The 19,090-nt window shown below is 71.3% G+C and carries 16 protein-coding genes; 6 read left to right on the plus strand and 10 right to left on the minus strand.

Annotated features, from left to right (window positions below):
- Nucleotides 1–21 precede the first annotated feature (21 nt).
- From PHA84_RS01870 to PHA84_RS01885, 4 genes are read right to left on the minus strand one after another with little or no spacing between them, the layout of a single operon-like run.
- Nucleotides 22–1,113 carry an ABC transporter ATP-binding protein gene (locus tag PHA84_RS01870; RefSeq protein ID WP_270886386.1) on the minus strand — a complete coding sequence of 364 codons (1,092 nt, stop codon included), beginning with the start codon at nt 1,111–1,113 and terminating at the stop codon, nt 22–24.
- Nucleotides 1,110–1,958 carry an ABC transporter permease gene (locus PHA84_RS01875; protein WP_270886387.1) on the minus strand — a complete coding sequence of 283 codons (849 nt, stop codon included), beginning with the start codon at nt 1,956–1,958 and terminating at the stop codon, nt 1,110–1,112. The genes PHA84_RS01870 and PHA84_RS01875 overlap by 4 nt, the downstream gene beginning before the upstream one ends.
- Nucleotides 1,955–2,836 carry an ABC transporter permease gene (locus PHA84_RS01880; protein ID WP_270886388.1) on the minus strand — a complete coding sequence of 294 codons (882 nt, stop codon included), beginning with the start codon at nt 2,834–2,836 and terminating at the stop codon, nt 1,955–1,957. The genes PHA84_RS01875 and PHA84_RS01880 overlap by 4 nt, the downstream gene beginning before the upstream one ends.
- Nucleotides 2,829–3,971 carry an ABC transporter substrate-binding protein gene (locus PHA84_RS01885; RefSeq protein ID WP_270886389.1) on the minus strand — a complete coding sequence of 381 codons (1,143 nt, stop codon included), beginning with the start codon at nt 3,969–3,971 and terminating at the stop codon, nt 2,829–2,831. Before PHA84_RS01885 ends, PHA84_RS01880 begins: the two co-directional genes overlap by 8 nt.
- Before the next feature lie 153 nt (nt 3,972–4,124).
- Between PHA84_RS01885 and PHA84_RS01890 the strand changes: the two genes are divergently transcribed.
- Together PHA84_RS01890 and PHA84_RS01895 are read left to right on the plus strand one after the other, a co-directional pair.
- A complete protein-coding gene (locus PHA84_RS01890; protein WP_270886390.1) occupies nt 4,125–5,531 on the plus strand; it encodes an NAD(P)H-quinone dehydrogenase in 1,407 nt (468 codons plus the stop codon).
- 102 nt (nt 5,532–5,633) lie between these two features.
- On the plus strand, nt 5,634–6,590 hold the full coding sequence (locus PHA84_RS01895) for an Rv0909 family putative TA system antitoxin (protein ID WP_270886391.1): 957 nt from the start codon (nt 5,634–5,636) through the stop codon (nt 6,588–6,590).
- 17 nt (nt 6,591–6,607) lie between these two features.
- On the opposite strand, the gene PHA84_RS01900 is transcribed toward PHA84_RS01895, so the two are convergent.
- Nucleotides 6,608–8,377: an acetyl/propionyl/methylcrotonyl-CoA carboxylase subunit alpha gene (locus PHA84_RS01900; RefSeq protein ID WP_270886392.1), complete on the minus strand. Its 1,770-nt coding sequence runs from the start codon at nt 8,375–8,377 to the stop codon at nt 6,608–6,610.
- Between the two features lie 144 nt (nt 8,378–8,521).
- Here PHA84_RS01900 and PHA84_RS01905 point away from each other — a divergent pair, with 144 nt between their 5' ends.
- Nucleotides 8,522–9,358: an aldo/keto reductase gene (locus PHA84_RS01905; protein WP_270886393.1), complete on the plus strand. Its 837-nt coding sequence runs from the start codon at nt 8,522–8,524 to the stop codon at nt 9,356–9,358.
- Nucleotides 9,359–9,439: 81 nt separating this feature from the next.
- Here PHA84_RS01905 and PHA84_RS01910 read toward each other — a convergent pair whose 3' ends face one another.
- Nucleotides 9,440–11,476 (minus strand): PQQ-dependent sugar dehydrogenase, encoded by a 2,037-nt coding sequence (locus PHA84_RS01910; RefSeq protein WP_270886394.1) that lies wholly within the window; start codon nt 11,474–11,476, stop codon nt 9,440–9,442.
- A 98-nt stretch (nt 11,477–11,574) separates the two neighbouring features.
- Between PHA84_RS01910 and kynA the strand changes: the two genes are divergently transcribed.
- Complete coding sequence (gene kynA, locus PHA84_RS01915; protein WP_270886395.1) at nt 11,575–12,432, plus strand: tryptophan 2,3-dioxygenase; 858 nt, start codon at nt 11,575–11,577, stop codon at nt 12,430–12,432.
- Between the two features lie 10 nt (nt 12,433–12,442).
- On the opposite strand, the gene PHA84_RS01920 is transcribed toward kynA, so the two are convergent.
- The 3 genes from PHA84_RS01920 to PHA84_RS01930 form a co-directional block, all read right to left on the minus strand.
- Entirely contained in the window at nt 12,443–13,825 is a 1,383-nt protein-coding gene (locus PHA84_RS01920) for a glucose-6-phosphate dehydrogenase (protein WP_270886396.1), read from the minus strand.
- Between the two features lie 53 nt (nt 13,826–13,878).
- A complete protein-coding gene (locus tag PHA84_RS01925; protein WP_270886397.1) occupies nt 13,879–14,868 on the minus strand; it encodes an NAD-dependent epimerase/dehydratase family protein in 990 nt (329 codons plus the stop codon).
- A 106-nt stretch (nt 14,869–14,974) separates the two neighbouring features.
- Complete coding sequence (locus PHA84_RS01930) at nt 14,975–15,385, minus strand: MerR family DNA-binding protein (protein ID WP_270886398.1); 411 nt, start codon at nt 15,383–15,385, stop codon at nt 14,975–14,977.
- A 104-nt stretch (nt 15,386–15,489) separates the two neighbouring features.
- On the opposite strand from PHA84_RS01930, the gene PHA84_RS01935 reads away from it, so the two are divergent.
- Both PHA84_RS01935 and PHA84_RS01940 read left to right on the plus strand, forming a co-directional pair.
- Nucleotides 15,490–16,680 carry an acyl-CoA dehydrogenase family protein gene (locus PHA84_RS01935; RefSeq protein ID WP_270886399.1) on the plus strand — a complete coding sequence of 397 codons (1,191 nt, stop codon included), beginning with the start codon at nt 15,490–15,492 and terminating at the stop codon, nt 16,678–16,680.
- A gap of 28 nt (nt 16,681–16,708) precedes the next feature.
- Nucleotides 16,709–18,328, plus strand: a complete 1,620-nt coding sequence (locus PHA84_RS01940) for an acyl-CoA carboxylase subunit beta (protein ID WP_270886694.1) — start codon at nt 16,709–16,711, stop codon at nt 18,326–18,328.
- 99 nt (nt 18,329–18,427) lie between these two features.
- Here PHA84_RS01940 and PHA84_RS01945 read toward each other — a convergent pair whose 3' ends face one another.
- A complete protein-coding gene (locus PHA84_RS01945) occupies nt 18,428–19,087 on the minus strand; it encodes a Maf family protein (protein WP_270886400.1) in 660 nt (219 codons plus the stop codon).
- Between the last annotated feature and the right edge of the window lie 3 nt (nt 19,088–19,090).

Here is a 19,090-nt window from a genome sequence, read left to right on the forward strand (position 1 = left end):
TACCGACGTGGGAAGCGGCCACTAGGCCTCCTCGCGCGCCACGGCGAGGGCCGGCTCACCGACCGGGGTGACGGTCACTCGCTGGCCGGGGGAGAAGTCCGCCACAGCACGGCTGGGGACCTGGACGAAGACCTTGGGTCCGCCGGTCACCTGGGCGACGACCCGGGCGTGCGCACCGAGGAAGCTCACGCTGAGCACCTCCGCGCCGCCGGCGGCGTCCGGGCGGACCGCAAGATGCTCTGGGCGGACCAGCACCGTGACCGCCCCGGAGGTCGCGGACCCGCTGAGCAGCGGCACGTCGGCGTCCATCACAGCAGCCGCGTGGCCGTGCGCGTGACCCGGCAGCCGGTTCGTCACGCCGACGAAGTCCGCGACGAAGTCGTTGACCGGACGCGAGTACAGCTCCTGGGGGGCGGCGATCTGCTCCAGCCGGCCACTGCGCATCACGCCGACGCGGTCTGCCACGGCGAGGGCCTCCTCCTGGTCGTGCGTCACGAACAGGGTCGTCGTGCCGACCTCGAGCTGGATGCGGCGGATCTCGTCACGCAGCTGGACCCGCACCTTCGCGTCGAGCGCCGAGAGAGGCTCGTCGAGCAGCAGGACCTGCGGCTCGATCGCGAGGGCGCGGGCGAGGGCGACCCGCTGCTGCTGCCCACCCGAGAGCTGGTGCGCGAACCGGTCAGCCTGGCTCGACAGCCCCACCAGGTCGAGCATCGCTGCGGCCCTGGCGCGCCGCCGTTCGCCCGGCTGCCGGCGGAGCTGCAGGCCGAACTCCACGTTCTGACGCGCCGTCATGTGCGGGAAGAGGCTGTAGGCCTGGAACACCATGCCGAGGTCCCGCCGGTTGGTCGGCACCCTGGTCAGGTCCTTGCCGTCCACCTCGATGCGTCCCCCGTCGGGGTCCTCCAGCCCCGCGAGGCAGCGCAGCGCCGTGGTCTTGCCGCATCCCGACGGGCCCAGCAGGGCCACGAGCTCACCGGGCGCCAGTCGCAGCGTCAGGTCGTCGAGGGCGCGGACCGGACCGTAGGACCGCCGCAGGCCGGTCAGCTCCACCGCGACGCCGCGCTGGCCGCCGGAGGTGGTGGGTGCGTAGGTCGTGGGGGCGGTGGTCATGTCGGCTCCTGACGGTGACGGCGCAGCCGGCTCAGCGGCGAGACGGTGTCCCGCTGCCCACCGACGAAGGACATCGCGAAAAGGATCGCGATGGCGAACAGCAGGGCGGCCAGCCCGACCGCCACGGAGATCTGGGCATCGGACTTCCCGAGCAGGTACATGGCGACCTGGAGGTTCGTGCGGCTGAAGAGGTTCGCGATGGTGAACTCACCCAGGGTGAGCGCCACGGTGAGGAACGCGGCCGAGAGCACCGCGGTGCGCAGGTTCGGCAGGATGACGCGGGCCATGACCGTCCCCCAGCCGGCTCCCAGCGACCGAGCTGCCTCGCTGAGCGTCCGGACGTCTATGGCCCGCAGCCCGGCGTCCAGCGCGCGGTAAGCGTAGGGCAGCACGAGCACGACGTAGGCGAAGCACAGCCATACGGCGGACCCGTTGAGCAGGTAGGTGACCCAGGCGTAGACCGGCGTGAGGCCGACCACGAGCACGATGGCCGGGACGGTGAGCGGCAGAAGGCAGAGGAACTCGACCGTGCGGCTCAGGCCAGGGAGCCGGAGCCGCACCCACGTCATCGTCGGCACGAGCAGGACGAGCATCATGACCACCGTGAGCACGGCCAGCCACAGCGAGGCGACGAGACCGGCGCTCAGGTCGGGGTAGCGCTGGGAGATGGTGCCGAGATCCGCGAGCTGGGACCACGTGGCGGCGGTGCGGTGGCCGGAGGCGTCACGGGTCGTGAACTCGAGCATGCCGAAGAGCGGTGCGCCGAAGAACAGCAGCGCCACGGTGACCACCGCCCACCGGAAGGCGTTCTGGCGGCGCCGCATGACCGCGCGCTGGCCGCTCACCGGACCAGCCATCGCGACGCGCGCCGGTCCAGCACGGCGTAGGCGGTCATGACGAGGGCGACGACCACGACCATCGCCAGGGCCATGGCCTTGCCGACGTTCTCCCGGCCGAGGATCACCTCGGAGGTGAAGGTGCCGCCGATCTGCAGCGGCAGCAGCGGCGACCCCTGCGAGACGAGAGCCGCCGCTGTGGCGTAGGCGGAGAAGGCGTTGGTGAAGAGCAGCAGCAGGGCCCCGATGAACGAGGGCAGCAGGATGGGGCCGCCGACCCGTCGCCAGTACAGCGCAGTGCTGCCCCCCAGCGTCTCGGTCGCCTCGCGCCACTGCGGCCGGAGCCCTTCGACGGCCGGCAGGAAGACGATGAGCATCAGCGGCACCTGGAAGTACAGGTAGACCAGCATGAGCCCCTTGTCCCACTCGTAGAGCCAGAGCCCGCCGCCGGACTGGACGCCGACCGTGGCGAGCGCTCGGGTCAGGAACCCGGTGGCCCCGAAGGTGGCGAGGAAGGCGAAGGCCAGCGTCACGCCGCCGAACTGGGCCAGCACCCCGCACAGCGACGTCAGGAACCGCTTGAGCACCCCCCGCGGAGAGGCGGTCGAGACGGCGTACGCCAGCACCGCGCCCAGCACGGCGCCGACGACGGCCGTCACGGCGGACAGGACCACGGAGTGCCACAGGGCCGAGGTCACCGCCGGCTGGCCGAGAGCCCGGATGTTGCCGAGGGTCGGCCGCCCGCCGCTGACGAAGGCGCCGATGACGACGACCAGCGCCGGGATGAGCAGGAAGACCGTGACGTAGGCGAAGAAGGGCACCACGCCGACCAGGGCGCCTGACGGCCGTAGACCGCCGAGCGCCCTGCGGCGTGAGACCTCAGCCAACGGCGTTGGCCCATTCCTTGGCGAGGTAGGCCTTCGCCGAGTCCGAGTCTGCCGAGGACGGCACCACGGGGGTACCGGTCACTGGGGGTAGGGCGGCGGCCGCCGCGGAGTCGAGCTTTCCCGACTTCTTCAGGTCGTCGAAGCGCACCGGTCGCGCGCCACCCTTGAGCCACAGGTTCTGGCCGTCGTCGGAGTACAGGAACTCCTGCCACAGGCGGGCGGCCGCCGGGTGCGGGGCGTCCTTGTTCACCGCCTGGACGTAGTAGCCGGCCACGACCGCGTTGTCCGGGACGTACACCTTCCAGGACGGGACCTTGGCCGACTGGGCCGCGTTGAGGTAGTCCCAGTCGATGACGACCGGAGTCTGCCCCGAGGCGATCGTCGCGGGCGTCGGGTCGACCGGGATGAAGTTGCCGGCCTTCTTGAGCTGCTTGAAGAACGCCACGCCCTTGGCGACGTCACCGGCCGTCCCGCCGTTGGCGAGCGAGGCCATCTGGACGCCTGCGAAGGCGGCGCCGGCCTTGGTGGGGTCACCGTTCAGGGCGACCTTGCCCTTGTACGCCGGCTTCAGCAGGTCCGCGAACGACGTGGGAGCAGGCACCTTGGACGAGTCGTAGCCGACCGACATGTAGCCGCCGTAGTCGTTGACCCACGTGCCGTTCGCGTCCTTGAGGTCGGTGGGGACCGAGTCGAAGGTGGCCACCTTGTATGGCGCGAACATCGTCGTGTTTGCCGAGGCCACCGCGGCCCCGAGGTCGAACACGTCCGGAGCGCCCGACTGTCCCTTGAGCCTCGTGGCTGCCGTGATCTCGTCGGCACTGCTGGCGTCGGGCTGCGCGCTCGTCACCTTCACGCCGTACTTGTCCGAGAAGGCCTTGATGATCGCGCCGTAGTTCGCCCAGTCCGGTGGCAGGGCGATGACGTTGAGGGTCCCCTCCTTCTTCGCGGCAGCCACGAGGGCCTCCATACCACCGACGTCCTTGGCGGACGTGGCGGTCTTGGCACTGGCCCCGGCCCCGGTCCCCGAGCTGCTGCTTGAGTCGGTCTTGGCCGGGGGTGCGCAGGCGGCCACCGCGAGAGACGCGGCGACGGCGACGACGGCAGCTAGGGCCGTCTGTCGAGGGCGAGGAGTCATGTTTCCATCCTGACGTGTGTGCCCGGGGTCGGGCGGCGAGTGTGCCGAGGCGGAACGTAGCGCGTTCTTGGACCATACGGCTCACGAGGCGTCTGCGGTGCCCAATTGCGGTGGGTCGAGGGGCGTGGCCGTGCAGGATGGTTGGATGGGCGCGTGAATGCGCGTGAGTCCACGGTCGTCATCCTGGGTGGTGGGCCGGGAGGGTACGAGGCGGCGCTCGTCGCGGCACACCTCGGCGCGCGGGTGTCGGTGGTGGACCGGGACGGCCTCGGCGGGGCCGCTGTCCTCACCGACTGCGTGCCGAGCAAGACCCTCATCTCCACCGCCGACTTCATGTCGCAGTTCGAGACCGCCTCCGACCTCGGCGTGCACCTCGAGGACCAGGAGGGCGACGAGGTGGCCGACTCGGTAGCCGAGCTGCCCGCGGTGAACCGCCGGGTGCTCGCTCTCGCTGCGGCCCAGTCGCGGGACATCGGCGGCCGGCTGCACGCGGACGGGGTCGAGGTCCTGCGCGGGACCGGTCGGCTGCTGAGCGCCTCAGCGGTGGAGGCGACGCTGGAGGACGGCTCCGTCCGCCGGCTGACGGCCGACGTGGTCCTCGTCGCCACCGGCGCCACCCCACGGGTGATGCGCAGCGCGCAGCCGGACGGGGAGCGCATCCTGACCTGGCAGCAGATCTACGCGCTGCCGGAGCTCCCCGAGAAGCTGGTCGTGGTGGGGTCCGGCGTGACCGGTGCCGAGCTGGCCCAGGCCTACCTCGGGCTGGGCTCGGAGGTCACCCTGGTGTCGTCGCGGGACCTCGTGCTGCCCGGGGAGGACGCCGACGCCGCGGCGGTGATCGAGGACGTCTTCCGCAAGCGCGGTATGGAGGTGCTCGGCCGCTCCCGCATGGCGGGCGTCACGCGGACCGCCTCGGGGGTCGTCGTCAGCCTCGAGGACGGCCGAGAGGTGGAGGGCAGCCATGCCCTGCTGGCCGTGGGGTCCGTCCCGCAGACGAGCGGTCTGGGGCTGGAGGAGCTCGGCGTCCGGCTCACCGAGTCCGGACACGTCGCCGTGGACCGCGTCTCCCGAACCTCGGTCCGGGGGGTGTATGCGGCGGGAGACTGCACGGGCGTCCTGCCCCTTGCCTCGGTCGCCGCCATGCAGGGGCGGATCGCCATGGCGCACGCCCTGGGCGACGCTGTGGTCCCGCTGAACCTGCGCGCGGTCTCGGCCAACATCTTCACCGACCCGGAGATCGCGACGGTGGGCTTCTCGCAGAAGGACGTCGACGACGGCTCGGTCGACGCCACCTCGGTCATGCTTGCGCTGGCGACGAACCCGCGGGCCAAGATGCAGGGCATAGCCGACGGCTTCGTCAAGCTGTTCGCGCGTCGCGGAGTGGGCACGGTCGTCGGTGGGGTCGTGGTGGCACCCCGGGCCTCCGAGCTGATCTACCCCGTGACGCTTGCCGTCCAGCACGGCCTCACGGTCGACCAGCTCGCGGGGACGTTCACCGTCTACCCGTCGCTGTCCGGGTCGATAGCCGAGGCGGCCCGGCAGCTCCACCAGCGGGACTGACGGCGCTCGTCGACTCCGCGACCCCATGGTTCTCGGTAGGGTCGAGTGGGAACGCGTCGGGGGCGCGCCGCGACCGCAGGTCCCTACCGAAAGGCAGAAGCCATGGCTGGTGGATTCATCGAAAAGCTGAAGGACTACGTCAAGGGCAACCCGCAACAGGCGGAGTCGGCGATCGACAAGGTCGAGGAGCTCATCGACCAGCGAACCGGGGGCAAGTACGCCGACCAGGTGGACAAGGGGGGAGCGGTCCTGCGTGACCAGCTCGGCCTGCCCCGCGGTGACGAGACCATCCCCTCTCCCGGTCCGGCGCCCGACCCTGGGCCCATCCCCACGCCGGAACCTGGGCCCACGCCGGGCCCCGTTCCCACCCCCACCCCGGAACCTGGCCCCATGCCGGGCCCCGCTCCCACCCCGGAGCCCGGACCGGTGCCGCTTCCCGAGCCGGGACCGGAGTCCTCCGTCGACGCCGGCCGGGGCGGCCAGGACGCCGACCAGACCAACACGCACTCGACGGACCCACACTCGACCGAAACGGGGGAGGCCGGCTCCGTGCCCAACCCCTCACCGGGCATCGGCTACCCGGAGCAGGGGTCCCAGGGTGACCTCGCCGACGGCGACCCCGGCGCGCTGACCCCTGGAGGACCGCAGCGACCCGGCGAGCCGGGTGGGCCGATGGACGCCGGCCGCGTCCCCGGAGCCGACACGAGCGGGCCTGTCGCAAGCGACACCAGCGGGCCCAGTGCGAGCGACACCAGCGGGCCCAGCGCGAGCGACACCAGCGGGCCCAGCGAGAGCGACACCAGCGGGCCCAGCGAGAGCGATGCCAGCGGGCCCAGTGAGGACCGGACGGAGGACCAGCCGCTGCCGGATGGCGGGACGACGCAGCAAGGCGAGCCGCAGTCGCCGACCCCCACGCCGGGCGGCACCCAGCCCGACACCGGTGGCCCCGCTCAGGTCCCGACCGACGAGCCTGGCAGCGGTTCCGTCCCGGGTCCCGGACCGGACACCGAAGGGCCGCAGACCGGGGCCAAGGAGCTGCCGCCCTTCGGCCAGAGCTGAGGGCGGCCGGGCCTGGGTCAGCCCTTGATCTCGGCCAGGACTGCGCCGTTGGTGACCGTCTGCCCGACGTGCGCGGTCAGTCCGGTGATGGTGCCGGGCCTGTGGGCGGTGATGGGCTGTTCCATCTTCATGGCTTCCAGGACGACGACGAGGTCGCCCTCGGCGACCTCCTGGCCCTCCTGCACGGCGATCTTGACGATGGTGCCCTGCATGGGGGCGGTCAGAGAGTCACCGGAGGCTGCGGCGCCTGCCTTGGAGGCGCCGGAGCGGCGGGGCGCCTTCTTCTTCACGGTCCCGCCACCGCCGCCCAAGGACAGGCCGCCGGGCAGCACCACCTCCAGTCGCTTGCCTGCGACCTCCACGACGACGCTCTGCCGCTCGTCGGGCTCTTGCGGCACCTGCGCGATCGGGCCGGCGTACGGCGGGATCCGGTTGTCGAACTCCGTCTCGATCCAGCGGGTGTGCACGGTGAACGGCTTGTCGCCCTCCGGGGCGAAGGCGGGGTCGGACACGACCGCGCGGTGGAACGGCAGCACGGTCGGCATGCCCTCGACGACGAACTCGGACAGGGCCCGGCGCGAGCGTTGCAGCGCCTGCTGGCGGTCCCGGCCGGTGACGATGAGCTTGGCCAGCATGGAGTCGAAGGCCCCGCCGATGACGTCACCGGCGACGACGCCGGAGTCGAGGCGAACGCCCGGCCCGGACGGCGGCTCGAACACCGCCACGACCCCCGGCGCGGGCAGGAAGCCGCGGCCGGCGTCCTCGCCGTTGATCCGGAACTCGATGGAGTGCCCGACCGGCACCGGGTCGGAGTAGCCCAGTTCCTCACCGGCTGCGATGCGGAACTGCTCGCGGACCAGGTCGATGCCGGTCACCTCCTCGCTGACCGGGTGCTCGACCTGCAGGCGGGTGTTGACCTCGAGGAAGGAGATGGTGCCGTCCTGGCCGACCAGGAACTCACACGTCCCCGCCCCGGTGTACCCGGCCTCGGACAGGATGGCTTTCGACGCCCGGACGAGCTCGGCGTTCTGCTCCGGGGACAGGAACGGTGCGGGAGCCTCCTCGACGAGCTTCTGGTGCCGGCGCTGCAGCGAACAGTCACGGGTGGAGACGACGACGACCGTCCCCCGGGTGTCGGCCAGGCACTGGGTCTCCACGTGCCGCGGCCTGTCCAGGTACCGCTCGACGAAGCACTCCCCGCGCCCGAACGCGGCGACCGCCTCGCGGGTGGCGGACTCGAACAGCTCGGGGATCTCCTCCAGCGTGCGGGCCACCTTCAGCCCCCGCCCACCGCCGCCGTAGGCAGCCTTGATGGCGACGGGAAGGCCGTGCTCGCGGGCGAAGGCCACGATCTCCGCGGCCGTCTCGACGGGGTCGGAGGTGCCGGCCACCAACGGGGCACCGGCGCGGGTCGCGATGTGGCGCGCCTTGACCTTGTCCCCCAGGGAGTCGATCGCCTCGGGCGAGGGGCCGACCCAGGTCAGCCCCGCGTCCAGGACCGCCTGGGCGAACGCCGCGTTCTCCGCCAGGAACCCGTACCCGGGGTGCACCGCGTCGGCGCCCGCACGCTTGGCCACGTCGAGCAGCTTGTCCTGCACCAGGTAGGAGTCGCCCGGCGTGGAGCCGCCCAGCGCGTACGCCTCGTCGGCCACCTTGACGTGCAGGGCGTCCCGGTCCGGGTCGGCATACACCGCCACCGAGGCGATACCGCTGTCGGCGCAGGCCCGGGCGATGCGCACGGCGATCTCGCCGCGGTTGGCAATGAGGACCTTCGAGATGGGCGCCATGTCGCGGAGCCTAGCCGTACGGCGCCACGGCAACGCCCCGAGGTGATGTGGCCTCGCCAACACTTCCAGGCCCTGGCACTCGCACCCGGCCTCCCCCGAGCGGTCAAGCAGGAAAGGGGTATCGGGGCGGCATACAGTCGGGTGATGACCTCCGTCCCGAACGTCCGGCTGTCCACCGGTAACGGCTCCGTCGAGCTCCCGCAGCTCGGCTTCGGGGTCTGGCAGGTGCCGGACGAGCAGGTGGAGCGAGCAGTCCTCACGGCCCTGGAGACGGGCTACCGCAGCATCGACACGGCCGCCCTCTACCAGAACGAGGAGGGTGTCGGCAGAGCCCTGAAGGCCACCGACGTGCCGCGGGACGAGGTGTTCCTCACCACCAAGGTCTGGAACGACCGGCAGGGCTACGACTCCACCATGGCGGCCTTCGAGGAGTCGGTCGGCAGGCTCGGCGTCGAGGTCCTCGACCTGTACCTGATCCACTGGCCTGCGCCCGCGCGGGACTCCTACGTCGGGACCTGGAAGGCGCTGCTCCAGCTGCGCGCCGACGGAAGGGTGCGCTCCGTCGGCGTGTCCAACTTCGCCGTCGAGCACCTCCAGCGCCTCGCCGACGAGACCGGCGAGCTGCCGTCGATCAACCAGGTGGAGCTGCACCCCTACCTGCAGCAGGCGGAGCTGCGCGACTTCCACGCGGCGCACGGCATCGTGACGGAGGCGTGGAGCCCGCTCGCCTCCGGCGGCTCCGTGCTGGGCGACGACACCATCACGCAGATCGCCGGCAAGCACGGCGTCACGGCGGCGCAGGCCATCCTGCGGTGGCACCTGGAGCTGGGCAACGTCGTCATCCCGAAGTCGGTGACCCCCAGCCGGATCCGTGAGAACTTCGACGTCTTCGGCTTCGAGCTCGACGTCGACGACCTGGCGGCAGTGTCGCGGCTCGATCGGGGAGAGCGCACCGGTCCTGACCCGATGGTGTTCAGCTGACCGGCCAGGTGCCGGCCAGGTGCCGGCGTGGCCGGCCGCGAACGGACCGGAGGACCGCGCGCCGCTCGGGCCTCGGAGCGGCTAGGAGAGCCTGCCGCCGACCCGGGACCACGTGTAGTGGCCTGGGCGACCGTCGAAGGACCACAGCGCACCGTCGGTCCCACGCCCGATGACGGTGTACGACGTGCTCGAGCGGCTGGCTGCGGCGAGGGCGCTGTCCACCCGGCCGCCGACCGCGGTCGTGAAGCCGCCGATGCTCACGACCGGCGTGAGGTCGGCGTTACGGGTCACGAGCACGGGGCCTGGCGAGGCGCTCACCGCGGGGGCGGCCCAGGTCTCGCGCCCCGACCCGCAGCTCCACCCCGACACGGTGGTCGTCGCCGTGAGCACCTTGGTGCACAGCTTGCCGTCGCTGCCCCGCACGTAGACCGTGATGCGGCCGGTCGAGGCGCTCGCGGTGGTGGCCGGGGCGCCTGTGACCACTCCGCCCAGACTCGTGGAGGCGCTCCAGGACCTGCCGTCCCAGTGGCGCCGCACCACCTTGTCGGAGGCTCCGGACCGGGCCACCACGTCCAGGGAGCCCGGACTCAGCGACGCGGCGGATGGTGCACTGGTGAGGTTGCCTCCGAGGTTCTGCCAGGCGCTGTAGCCGCCGCCGCTGGACCACGCGTGGAGGAGCTGCCCGCTCGTCCCACGGGCGAAGAGGTCGACCCGCGAGCCGCCCCACGACACGGCGGCCGGAGCCGAGGCCACCACTCCCGGCAGTGGCTGGAAGGCGGTCCACGAACCTCCGGCGCTGCTCTGCCCGGAGTGGTAGACGCGGCCGTCCAGCCCCCGGACGAAAGCGGTCAGGACGCCGCCCCGGTTGACCAGAGCCACGCCGGCCGGTGAGACGTCGAGCTGCGGCCGGTAGGCGCCCTGCGCCGCCGTCGCCGTGACCTGCAGCAGCTTGTCGTCCGTGCCGTTGGACGTCGTGAGGTAGACCGCGTTCCCGCCCCTGGCGGCCTGCACGGTGCGGATCCGGCCGTAGACGTTGTCCACGGCGGGGAGCTGCTCGTTCCCGCGAAGGCGCCCGTCCGGAGTCAGGGAGAGGATCCGCACCCCCTCGTTCTTCAGCTCCGCCACGGCGAGGGCGCCCTCCCAACGACCCCAGCGGCTTCCGGTGAGGAACGCCGCCCCACTGGTGGCGACGGTGGGCAGGCCCGAGGACCAGACGGCGCGCACAGCGGTCGGGAACTTCACGAGGTCCGTCATGGGGACCTGCTGGTTGTATCCAGGCACCGGGTCCCAGCCGTAGTTCCGGCCCTTGACCAGGAGGTTCACCTCGTCGTCCCGGTCCGGCCCGTGCTCGACGCTCCACATCTGGGTCGTTCCGGGGCGCAGCGCCATCCCTTCGACGTTGCGGTGGCCGTACGTCCACACGAGGGCGCGGGCGCCCCCGGCGGCAGCGAACGGGTTGTCCGCCGGAGCCCGGCCGTCGCCTGCCCGCACGCGCAGGGTCTTGCCGCCCAGCGAGCTGAGGTTCTGAGGGTTGGTGCCGGTGATCGCGTCTCCGGTCCCGACGTGCAGCGTGCCGTCCGCCGCGAAGCGCAGCCGGCATCCGGCGTGCTGCCCGGTGGTGGTGGGCACCCCCGTGACGACGGTGCCCTGCCGTGTCGCGGAGGCCGAGTCTGCGGCGAGATGCCAGCGCACCACGCGGATGTCGATGGGCGTGGTTCCCGAGCCGCGGTAGGCCTGGCAGGTGTAGTAGGTGCGGTTCGTCGTGAACGCCGGATCCGTCGTGATCCCCATGAGCCCTGCCTCGCTGCCCACGAAGAGGTCCCGCTGGTCGGTGGTCACCACATGGGTGGGTCCGTTGGCGGCGCGCAGCCGCGTGGTGCCAGCCCGTTCGGTGAACAAGAGGCTGCCGTCGGGCAGGGGCGCCACGTCCCACGGGATGGACAGACCGGACACGAGCGTGTCGACGCGAGAAGCGGGGACGGTAGCCGAAGCCACTGCAACGGAGGTGACTGCAACGGAGGCTGCCGCGTCGGCACCGGTCGCGGGGGCGAGAAGGGGCAGGAGGCAGCCTGTGACGCCGAAGGCGGCCACCCAGTGCTTCAACAGCTGCGGATGCATACGTCGAGAGTAGGCCGCGGCCGGGCGTGGGCAACAGGGTGCGTTTGCCGGTGGTGGCGGGAGGATCGGCGTCGGTCCGGGGACGGTAGGTTTCGGGCATGACCAGCGGTGCAGACGAACGCGCGATCCGGCCCGTCGAGGAGGGGGTCCGACGCGACTTCTCCTCCGCCATGTCCTACGGCGACTACCTCGGCCTGGAGCGTCTGCTGTCCTCGCAGCACCCGCAGAGCACGCCGGAGCAGCACGACGAGCTGCTGTTCATCATCCAGCACCAGACCTCGGAGCTGTGGCTCAAGCTGGTGCTGCACGAGCTGCGCTCCGCCCGTGCCCTGCTCGCGTCGGACGAGCTTGCACCGGCGCTCAAGCGGCTGGCCAGGGTCAAGCGCATCCAGGAGGTCCTCACCGACCAGTGGTCCGTGCTGGCGACGCTCACCCCGAGTGAGTATGCGGAGATCCGGCCGTTCCTGGCGACCAGCTCGGGGTTCCAGTCCTGGCAGTACCGGGCAGTGGAGTTCCTGCTGGGCAACAAGAACGCCGACATGGTCAGGGTCTTCGACCATGACGCCACCGCCGCGGCCCTGCTCTCAGAGCTGCTGGTCGAGCCCAGCCTCTACGACGGCTTCCTCGCCTACCTCGCCCGGCGCGGGTATGCGGTCCCGCAGGAGGTGCTCGACCGGGACGTCTCGCAGCCCTACCGCTTCAACGAGGACCTCGTCGACACCTTCGCCGAGGTCTACGCCTCACCGTCTCAGCACTGGGGCGTCTACGAGACGTGCGAGGAGCTCGTCGACCTCGAGGACAACTTCCAGCAGTGGCGGTTCCGCCACCTCCAGGTCGTGACGCGCACCATCGGCCACAAGAAGGGCACCGGGGGTTCGTCGGGCGTCGACTTCCTGCGCCGAGCGCTGGACCTGACGTTCTTCCCCGAGCTGTACGCCGTACGCACCCGGGTCTGACCGGCGCGAGTCAGTCCGGAGGCCAGCCCTGCGGGCCGTCCGAGCCGGCGGCATACGTCTCCAGCGGTACGCGGTCGGCGGACCACGCGGTGAGGACCGGCTCCATGATCCGCCAGCACTGTTCGGCCGTGTCACCACGGACGGTGAGCAGCTGGCTGCCGTCGAGGATGTGCGACAGCACCTCGCCGTAGGCCTGCATGCGGGCAACGGCGAGCTTCGCCGTCAGGGTCTTCTGCTCCAGGTCCAGCGGGTCTCCCTCGGCGTTCATGGTGAGCGTGAGCGAGACGGCGCCCGGCTTGAGGTCGATGAGGAGCCGGTCCGCCTCGGCACCGCCCTCGAAGCCGGTGGGCAGGTGGGGCACCTGACGGAAGTGGGCCACGATCTGCTTGCGCGGCGTACCCAGGGCCTTGCCACTACGAAGCACGAACGGCACCCCGCTCCAGCGCGCGTTGTCGATCTCCAGGGTGACCTGGGCGAGTGTCTCGGTGTTCCGTGAGGGGTCGACGCCCTCCTCCGCCACGTAGTCGGGGACGCTGCGGCGACCCAGCTCTCCCGCGGTGTAGCGGGCTCGGCGCGAGGACCGCTCGGGGGAGCCGCCCCAGACGCGGGTGGCGCGGAGCACCTGTGCCTTCTGGTCCTGGAGCTCACGAGGGTCGAGGGAGGCGATCGACTCCATGGCGAAGAGCGACAGCACCTGCAGCAGGTGGCTCTGCAGCATGTCGCGCAGCGCGCCGGCTCCGTCGTAGTAGCCCGCCCTGCCCTCCAGGGCCAGGTCCTCGTCGTAGACGATCTCGACCCGCTCGATGTGCTCGGCGCTCCAGACCGGCTGGAGGACGCGGTTGGCGAACCGCAGACCCACGAGGTTGAACACGGTCGCCACGCCGAGGAAGTGGTCGATCCTGAAGACCGCGTCCTCGGGGACCAGTCTGTGCAGCAGCGCGTTGAAGGTCGCGGCAGACTCCCGGTCGGTGCCGAAGGGCTTCTCGAGCGCGAGCCGGGTCACCGAGGGCAGGTCCACCTGGCGCAGTAGCTCGCAGACCTTCATCGAGACCTGGGGCGGGAGGGCGAAGAAGATGACCAGCGGCCCGGAGCCGCAGGAGCTGACCAGCTCGCCGAGGGCGTCCGCGTCGAGCAGGTCGGTCTTGCGGTAGCTGCTGTCCTTCACGACCTTCGTCGTGGCGGAGGCGGGCGGGTCGACGGACGAGAACGAGTCCTCCACGCGGGCCTGCCACTGGGCCGCGGTGAGGTCGAGACGGTCGGCGCCGACGACCCGCACCTCGCGCTCCGGCTCGACGCCCAGCAGGCTGGCCAGCCCCGGCAACAACAGCCGGTGCGTGAGGTCGCCTCCGGCGCCGAGGACGAGCACGGTGGTGGGACCGGCTGCAGCTGCCATGCCTCGCAGCATCGCACGAGCGCCGTGTCGGCGCCCGCCGCCCGCCGGCGGCGTCAGACCCGGTAACGCTCCACGAGGCGGTCGAAGAGGGCGTCCTTGCGGGCGTCGACCTGGCGGCGTCCCGCGTCGGCGAGGTGCCATTCCACGACCTCGCTGGCACCCTGCCGGAACGGGACCACGGCGTGCCAGCCCGGCGCGAGCCTTCGGAGCTTGCCGTTGTCGAAGACCATCGAGTGCGCCTTGTCGCCGAGCAGGGAAGCGCCATGGTCCGCGTCCAGGGCTGCGATCGCGTCTGAGGGCACGTGCACCAGCCTCGGCTCGACCCCCGCCGCGTGCGCGACCTCGGTGTAGATGGCGTCCCAGGGCAATGCCTCGTCGGAGGTGATGTGGAAGGCCTCGCCGACGGCCTCGCGACGCCCGAGCAGCCGGACGAAGGCGCGTGCGAAGTCCGCGTGATGCGTCAGCGTCCACAGCGACGTCCCGTCGCCGTGGACCACCACCTCGCGTCCCTGGATCATCCGCTCGACAGCGGTCCAGCCGCCGTCCAAGGGCGCAAGGGTGTGGTCGTAGGTGTGCGAGGGGCGGACCACCGTCATGGGCAGTGCCTGGTCCCGGTACGCCGCCGTCAGCAGGTCCTCGCAGGCGATCTTGTCGCGGGAGTACTTCCAGAACGGGTTCCGCAGAGGCGTGGACTCGGTGACCGGCAGCTGGGTGGGCGGAGTCTGGTACGCCGACGCGGAGCTGATGAAGACGTACTGCCCGAAGCTACCGGACAGCGCGCCGAGGCTCTGCCGGAGCTGGTCCGTGGTGAAGGACAAGAAGTCGGCGACGACGTCGAACCGTCGTCCCTGCACCGCGCTGACGAGGGCATCACGGTCGCGCACGTCGGCCACCAGCGGCTCCGCGTCCGCGGCAGGCGGGTGGTGCCTGCTCGCCCCGCGGTTGAGCAGCGTGACCTCCCACCCGGCGTCCAGGGCCTCGCGCACGCAGGCGGAGCTGATCACCCCCGTGCCACCGATGAACAGGACCGAGGCGGATGTCATGGGCCTCACCCTAGGTGAGCACGCGGCGGGTCGCGCCCCGGGGAGGAGGGCGGCGGCTACCACCACTGCGGGCTCCGCGCAGGGTCGGCGCAGGGTCGGCGCAGGGTCAGCGCAGCCGTTCGAGGTCCTGGCGGCAGCGCTCCTCGAACCGGTCCAGCTCGAGAAGCGCGTCGTCGAGGTCGCGCCGCCGCTGCTCGAGGTCGGCGCGGCGGTCGTCGATCTGGCTCAGGACGTACTCCAGCTGGCTCGCCTTACCTCGGGGACGGTCGTAGAGGTCGATGATCGTGCGGATCTCCTCGAGCGGGAAGCCCAGCCGCTTGCCGCGCAGGATGAGCGCCAGTCGCGTCCGGTCGCGGCGTCGGTAGACGCGGGTCGTGCCACGCCGCTCAGGGGCGATCAGGCCCAGGTCCTCGTAGTGCCGCACGGTGCGGTGCGTGACGCCGAAGTCATCGGCGATCTCCCGGATCGTCCAGGTCGTCTCCAGGTTGGCGACGGTGGTCTCGGCCGGGGCTGGCATACCGGTGAGTATTGCTTTACGTTTACGTCAACGTCAAGTAGTCGAGCAACGCAGCGTGGCAGAGCGACCCTCGCGCCACGCCTACCGGGAGAGCAGGAACAACCATGTTCGAGCTGAGCAAGGAGCACGAGGACTTCCGCAAGGTCGTCCGGGAGTTCGCCGAGGCCGAGGTCGAGCCCCACATCGCCACGTGGGACCGCGACCACCACTTCCCCGTGCACCTGGTGCCGAAGATGGGCGACCTCGGGCTGTTCGGCCTCGTCGTGCCAGAGGAGTTCGGGGGGAGCCGCGAGCTCAGCGAGGACGGCCCGTTCACAGCCCTCTGCGTGGCCATCGAGGAGCTCGGCCGGGTGGACCAGTCCGTCGGGATCACGCTGTCCGCCGGCGTCGGCCTCGGGATCAACCCGATCCTGACGTACGGCACGCAGGAGCAGAAGGACCGCTTCCTGCCCGATCTGGTCGCCGGTCGCGCCCTGGCCGGCTTCGGGCTGACCGAGCCCGACGCCGGCTCCGACGCGGGCGCGACGAGGACCCGAGCCGTGCGCGACGGGGACGACTGGGTGCTCGACGGCGCCAAGGCCTTCATCACCAACTCCGGAACGGACATCACCTCCGTCGTGACGGTCACCGCCCGCACCGGGTCCGCGGCCGACGGGTCCCCGGTCGTCAGCGCCATCATGGTTCCCTCCCGCACGCCTGGGTTCACCGTCGAGCCGGCGTACCACAAGCTCGGGTGGCACGCGTCGGACACGCATGGCCTGACCTTCCAGGACTGTCGCGTCCCTTCGGGAAACCTGCTGGGCCGGGAGGGCGACGGCTTCAAGCAGTTCCTCAAGACGCTCGACGACGGGCGCATCGCCATCTCCGCCCTCGCGGTCGGGATGAGCCAGCGCATGCTGGAGGAGGCGACTGCCTATGCCAGCACGCGCACCGCGTTCGGCCGGCCGATCGGCACGAACCAGGGCGTGTCCTTCCAGATCGCAGACCTGGCCGTGATGGTCGAGGCCTCCCGGCAGCTGACCTACAAGGCCGCCTGGCTGAAGGACGAGCTGGAGGCCGGCCGTCGCTCCGTGGCGGAGGTCAAGCAGGCGGCGGCCGTCTGCAAGCTCTACTCCACGGAGGCGGCGGTCACGGCCACGAGGATCGCCACGCAGGTCTTCGGTGGCAACGGCTTCATGGAGGAGTACCCCGTGGCGAGGTTCTATCGCGACGCCAAGATCCTCGAGATCGGCGAGGGGACGTCCGAGGTGCAGCGGATGGTCATCGCCCGTCACCTCGGCCTGCCGACCGCGTGACCCCATGGTCTCCAACGTGCGAGAGGGTATGCCGGTGACCTCGACGTCCTCCGCCTCCTCGTCGCCCGGCGCAGCTGCCGAGCCGTTCGCAACCGGTCCGGATGCCGGCGCCGACCCCAAGGTCACCGACGTGCGGAGCAGGCTCGCCGCCGCATACCGAGCCTCAGCCGGGCCCCCGCAGAAGGCGCGCGCCAAGCTCGACGCACAGGGCAAGCTCTACGTCCGCGACCGCATCGCGCTGCTCTTCGACGAGGGCAGCTTCGTCGAGGACGGCCGGTTCGCCAACGCCCTCGCCGAGGGCCTGCCGGCGGACGGGGTGGTCACGGGTCGGGGGACGGTCGACGGCCGCCCGGCGATCGTCATCGCGAACGACCCGACCGTCAAGGCCGGGTCGTGGGGGTCTCGGACCGTCGAGAAGATCGTCCGGGCCACCGAGATGGCCTTGCGCGAGGAGCTGCCGGTCTTCTGGTTCGTCGACTCGGCCGGCGCGCGGATCACGGACCAGGTCGAGATGTTCCCGGGCAGGAGAGGGGCCGGGCGGATCTTCCACAACCAGGTCGCGCTCTCGGGCAAGGTGCCCCAGGTCTGCTGCCTGTTCGGACCGAGCGCGGCCGGTGGGGCCTATATCCCGTCCTTCACCGACCTGATCATCATGGTCGAGGGCAACGCGTCCATGTACCTCGGTAGCCCCCGGATGGCGGAGATGGTCGTCGGGGAGAAGGTCTCGCTGGAGGACATGGGGGGCGCGCGCATGCACTGCACCGTCTCGGGGGTCGGCGACCTGCTCGTGGCGGACGACGCGGAGGCCATCGAGCTGGCGAAGCTGTACTTCTCCTACCTTCCGACGAGCTGGCGCTCGGACCTGCCGACGTACGCCCCCGAGGAGCCGAGCCGTCCGCTGACGCGGCACACGGTCCCCGAGCGGGAGAGCCAGCCGTTCGACATCCACGAGGTCGTCGAGGGGCTGCTCGACGACGAGTCGTTCTTCGAGATCAAGCCTCTGTTCGCGCCCGAGCTGGTCATCGGGCTGGGCCGGCTGTCAGGAGAGACCGTCGGGATCGTCGCCAACAACTCGATGGTCAAGGGCGGCGTGCTGTTCACCGACAGCGCCGACAAGGCGGCGCGGTTCATCTGGCTCTGCGATGCCTACTCCATCCCGCTGGTCTACCTCGCGGACGTGCCCGGGTTCATGATCGGGTCCGAGGTGGAACGCGGCGGCATCATCCGGCACGGCGCGAAGATGGTGCATGCCGTCTCCTCCGCCACCGTGCCGCAGTTCTGTGTGGTGGTGCGCAAGGCGTACGGCGCGGGTCTCTACGCGATGGGCGGACCGGGCTTCGGGCCGGACGCCACCATCGCGCTGCCTACCGCCAGGATCGCGGTGATGGGACCCGAAGCGGCCGTGAACGCGGTCTACGCCAACAAGATCGTCGCCATCGACGACGAGGCGGAGCGCGCCCTCTTCGTGCAGGAGAAGCGGGCGGAGTACGAGCAGGACGTCGACCTCGAGCGGCTGGCGGCGGACCTCGTACTGGACCAGGTCGTCGAGGCTGACGCCCTGCGCGACGAGCTGCTCCTGCGGCTGCGGTACGCCAGGAAGCGTGACCGTCACTTCGCCACGAAGCGCCGGGACGTGCCCCCCGTCTAGGTGTGCTGACATCTGGGGACGCCCGCCTGGGACCTACGCCTGGCTGGGTACCGACGTCGATGGATGTCCTGCTCGGAACGCCCTTTCAGCGTGCGCGCGCTAGCTGCTTGCGCCTGCCGACGCGCTCGCGGTGCGCAGCGTGTGCCATGGCACCCCGACCTCGTCCAGCAGCTCTCGGAGCAGGGGGAGGCTGAGACCTACGACGTTGCTCGGGTCACCCTCGATCCCGGCCACGTAGGGTCCGCCGAGGCCGTCCAGGGTGAAGGCGCCGGCGACCCGGAGCGGCTCGCCGGTGGCGACATACGCCGCGATCTCCACGTCCGACAGCGTGGCGAAGTGCACGGTCGTCGAGGCGGTCGCGCCCAGGGTCGCCCCACTGCCGCCCTGCTCGGGGTCACGGCCGTCGACCAGCCAGTGGCCGGTGTGCAGCACACCGCTCGAGCCGCTCATCCGGCGCCAGCGCTCGCGCGCCTCCTCGGCCGACACGGGCTTGCCGTGGATCTCGCCGTCCAGCTCCAGGACCGAGTCGCAGCCCACCACGAGCGCGTGCGAGACCTGGCTCGCGACGGCCTCCGCCTTGGCGCGCGCCAGGACGAGGGCCACGTCCTCGCCCGCCAGCTCGCCGTACGTGTCCCGGGCGGTGGCCGTGACAGCGTCCTCGTCGACCCCGCTCACCACGATGCTCGGCTCCACCCCGGCGCCGAGCAGGAGCCGCTTTCGGGCGGGGGACGCGGAGGCGAGGACGAGAGAGACGGTCACGGA

It is taken from the genome of Pedococcus sp. 5OH_020, from assembly GCF_027812955.1.
In the GTDB taxonomy this organism is placed as follows: domain Bacteria; phylum Actinomycetota; class Actinomycetes; order Actinomycetales; family Dermatophilaceae; genus Pedococcus.

Bases quoted from the DNA above. Each gene is read 5' to 3' on its own strand.
- PHA84_RS01870 (WP_270886386.1), bottom strand. From the start codon at position 1,113: ATGACCACCGCCCCCACGACCTACGCACCCACCACCTCCGGCGGCCAG.
- PHA84_RS01885 (WP_270886389.1), bottom strand. From the start codon at position 3,971: ATGACTCCTCGCCCTCGACAGACGGCCCTAGCTGCCGTCGTCGCCGTC.
- PHA84_RS01895 (WP_270886391.1), top strand. From the start codon at position 5,634: ATGGCTGGTGGATTCATCGAAAAGCTGAAGGACTACGTCAAGGGCAAC.
- PHA84_RS01900 (WP_270886392.1), bottom strand. From the start codon at position 8,377: ATGGCGCCCATCTCGAAGGTCCTCATTGCCAACCGCGGCGAGATCGCC.
- PHA84_RS01905 (WP_270886393.1), top strand. From the start codon at position 8,522: ATGACCTCCGTCCCGAACGTCCGGCTGTCCACCGGTAACGGCTCCGTC.
- PHA84_RS01910 (WP_270886394.1), bottom strand. From the start codon at position 11,476: ATGCATCCGCAGCTGTTGAAGCACTGGGTGGCCGCCTTCGGCGTCACA.
- kynA (WP_270886395.1), top strand. From the start codon at position 11,575: ATGACCAGCGGTGCAGACGAACGCGCGATCCGGCCCGTCGAGGAGGGG.
- PHA84_RS01920 (WP_270886396.1), bottom strand. From the start codon at position 13,825: ATGGCAGCTGCAGCCGGTCCCACCACCGTGCTCGTCCTCGGCGCCGGA.
- PHA84_RS01925 (WP_270886397.1), bottom strand. From the start codon at position 14,868: ATGACATCCGCCTCGGTCCTGTTCATCGGTGGCACGGGGGTGATCAGC.
- PHA84_RS01930 (WP_270886398.1), bottom strand. From the start codon at position 15,385: ATGCCAGCCCCGGCCGAGACCACCGTCGCCAACCTGGAGACGACCTGG.
- PHA84_RS01935 (WP_270886399.1), top strand. From the start codon at position 15,490: ATGTTCGAGCTGAGCAAGGAGCACGAGGACTTCCGCAAGGTCGTCCGG.
- PHA84_RS01940 (WP_270886694.1), top strand. From the start codon at position 16,709: ATGCCGGTGACCTCGACGTCCTCCGCCTCCTCGTCGCCCGGCGCAGCT.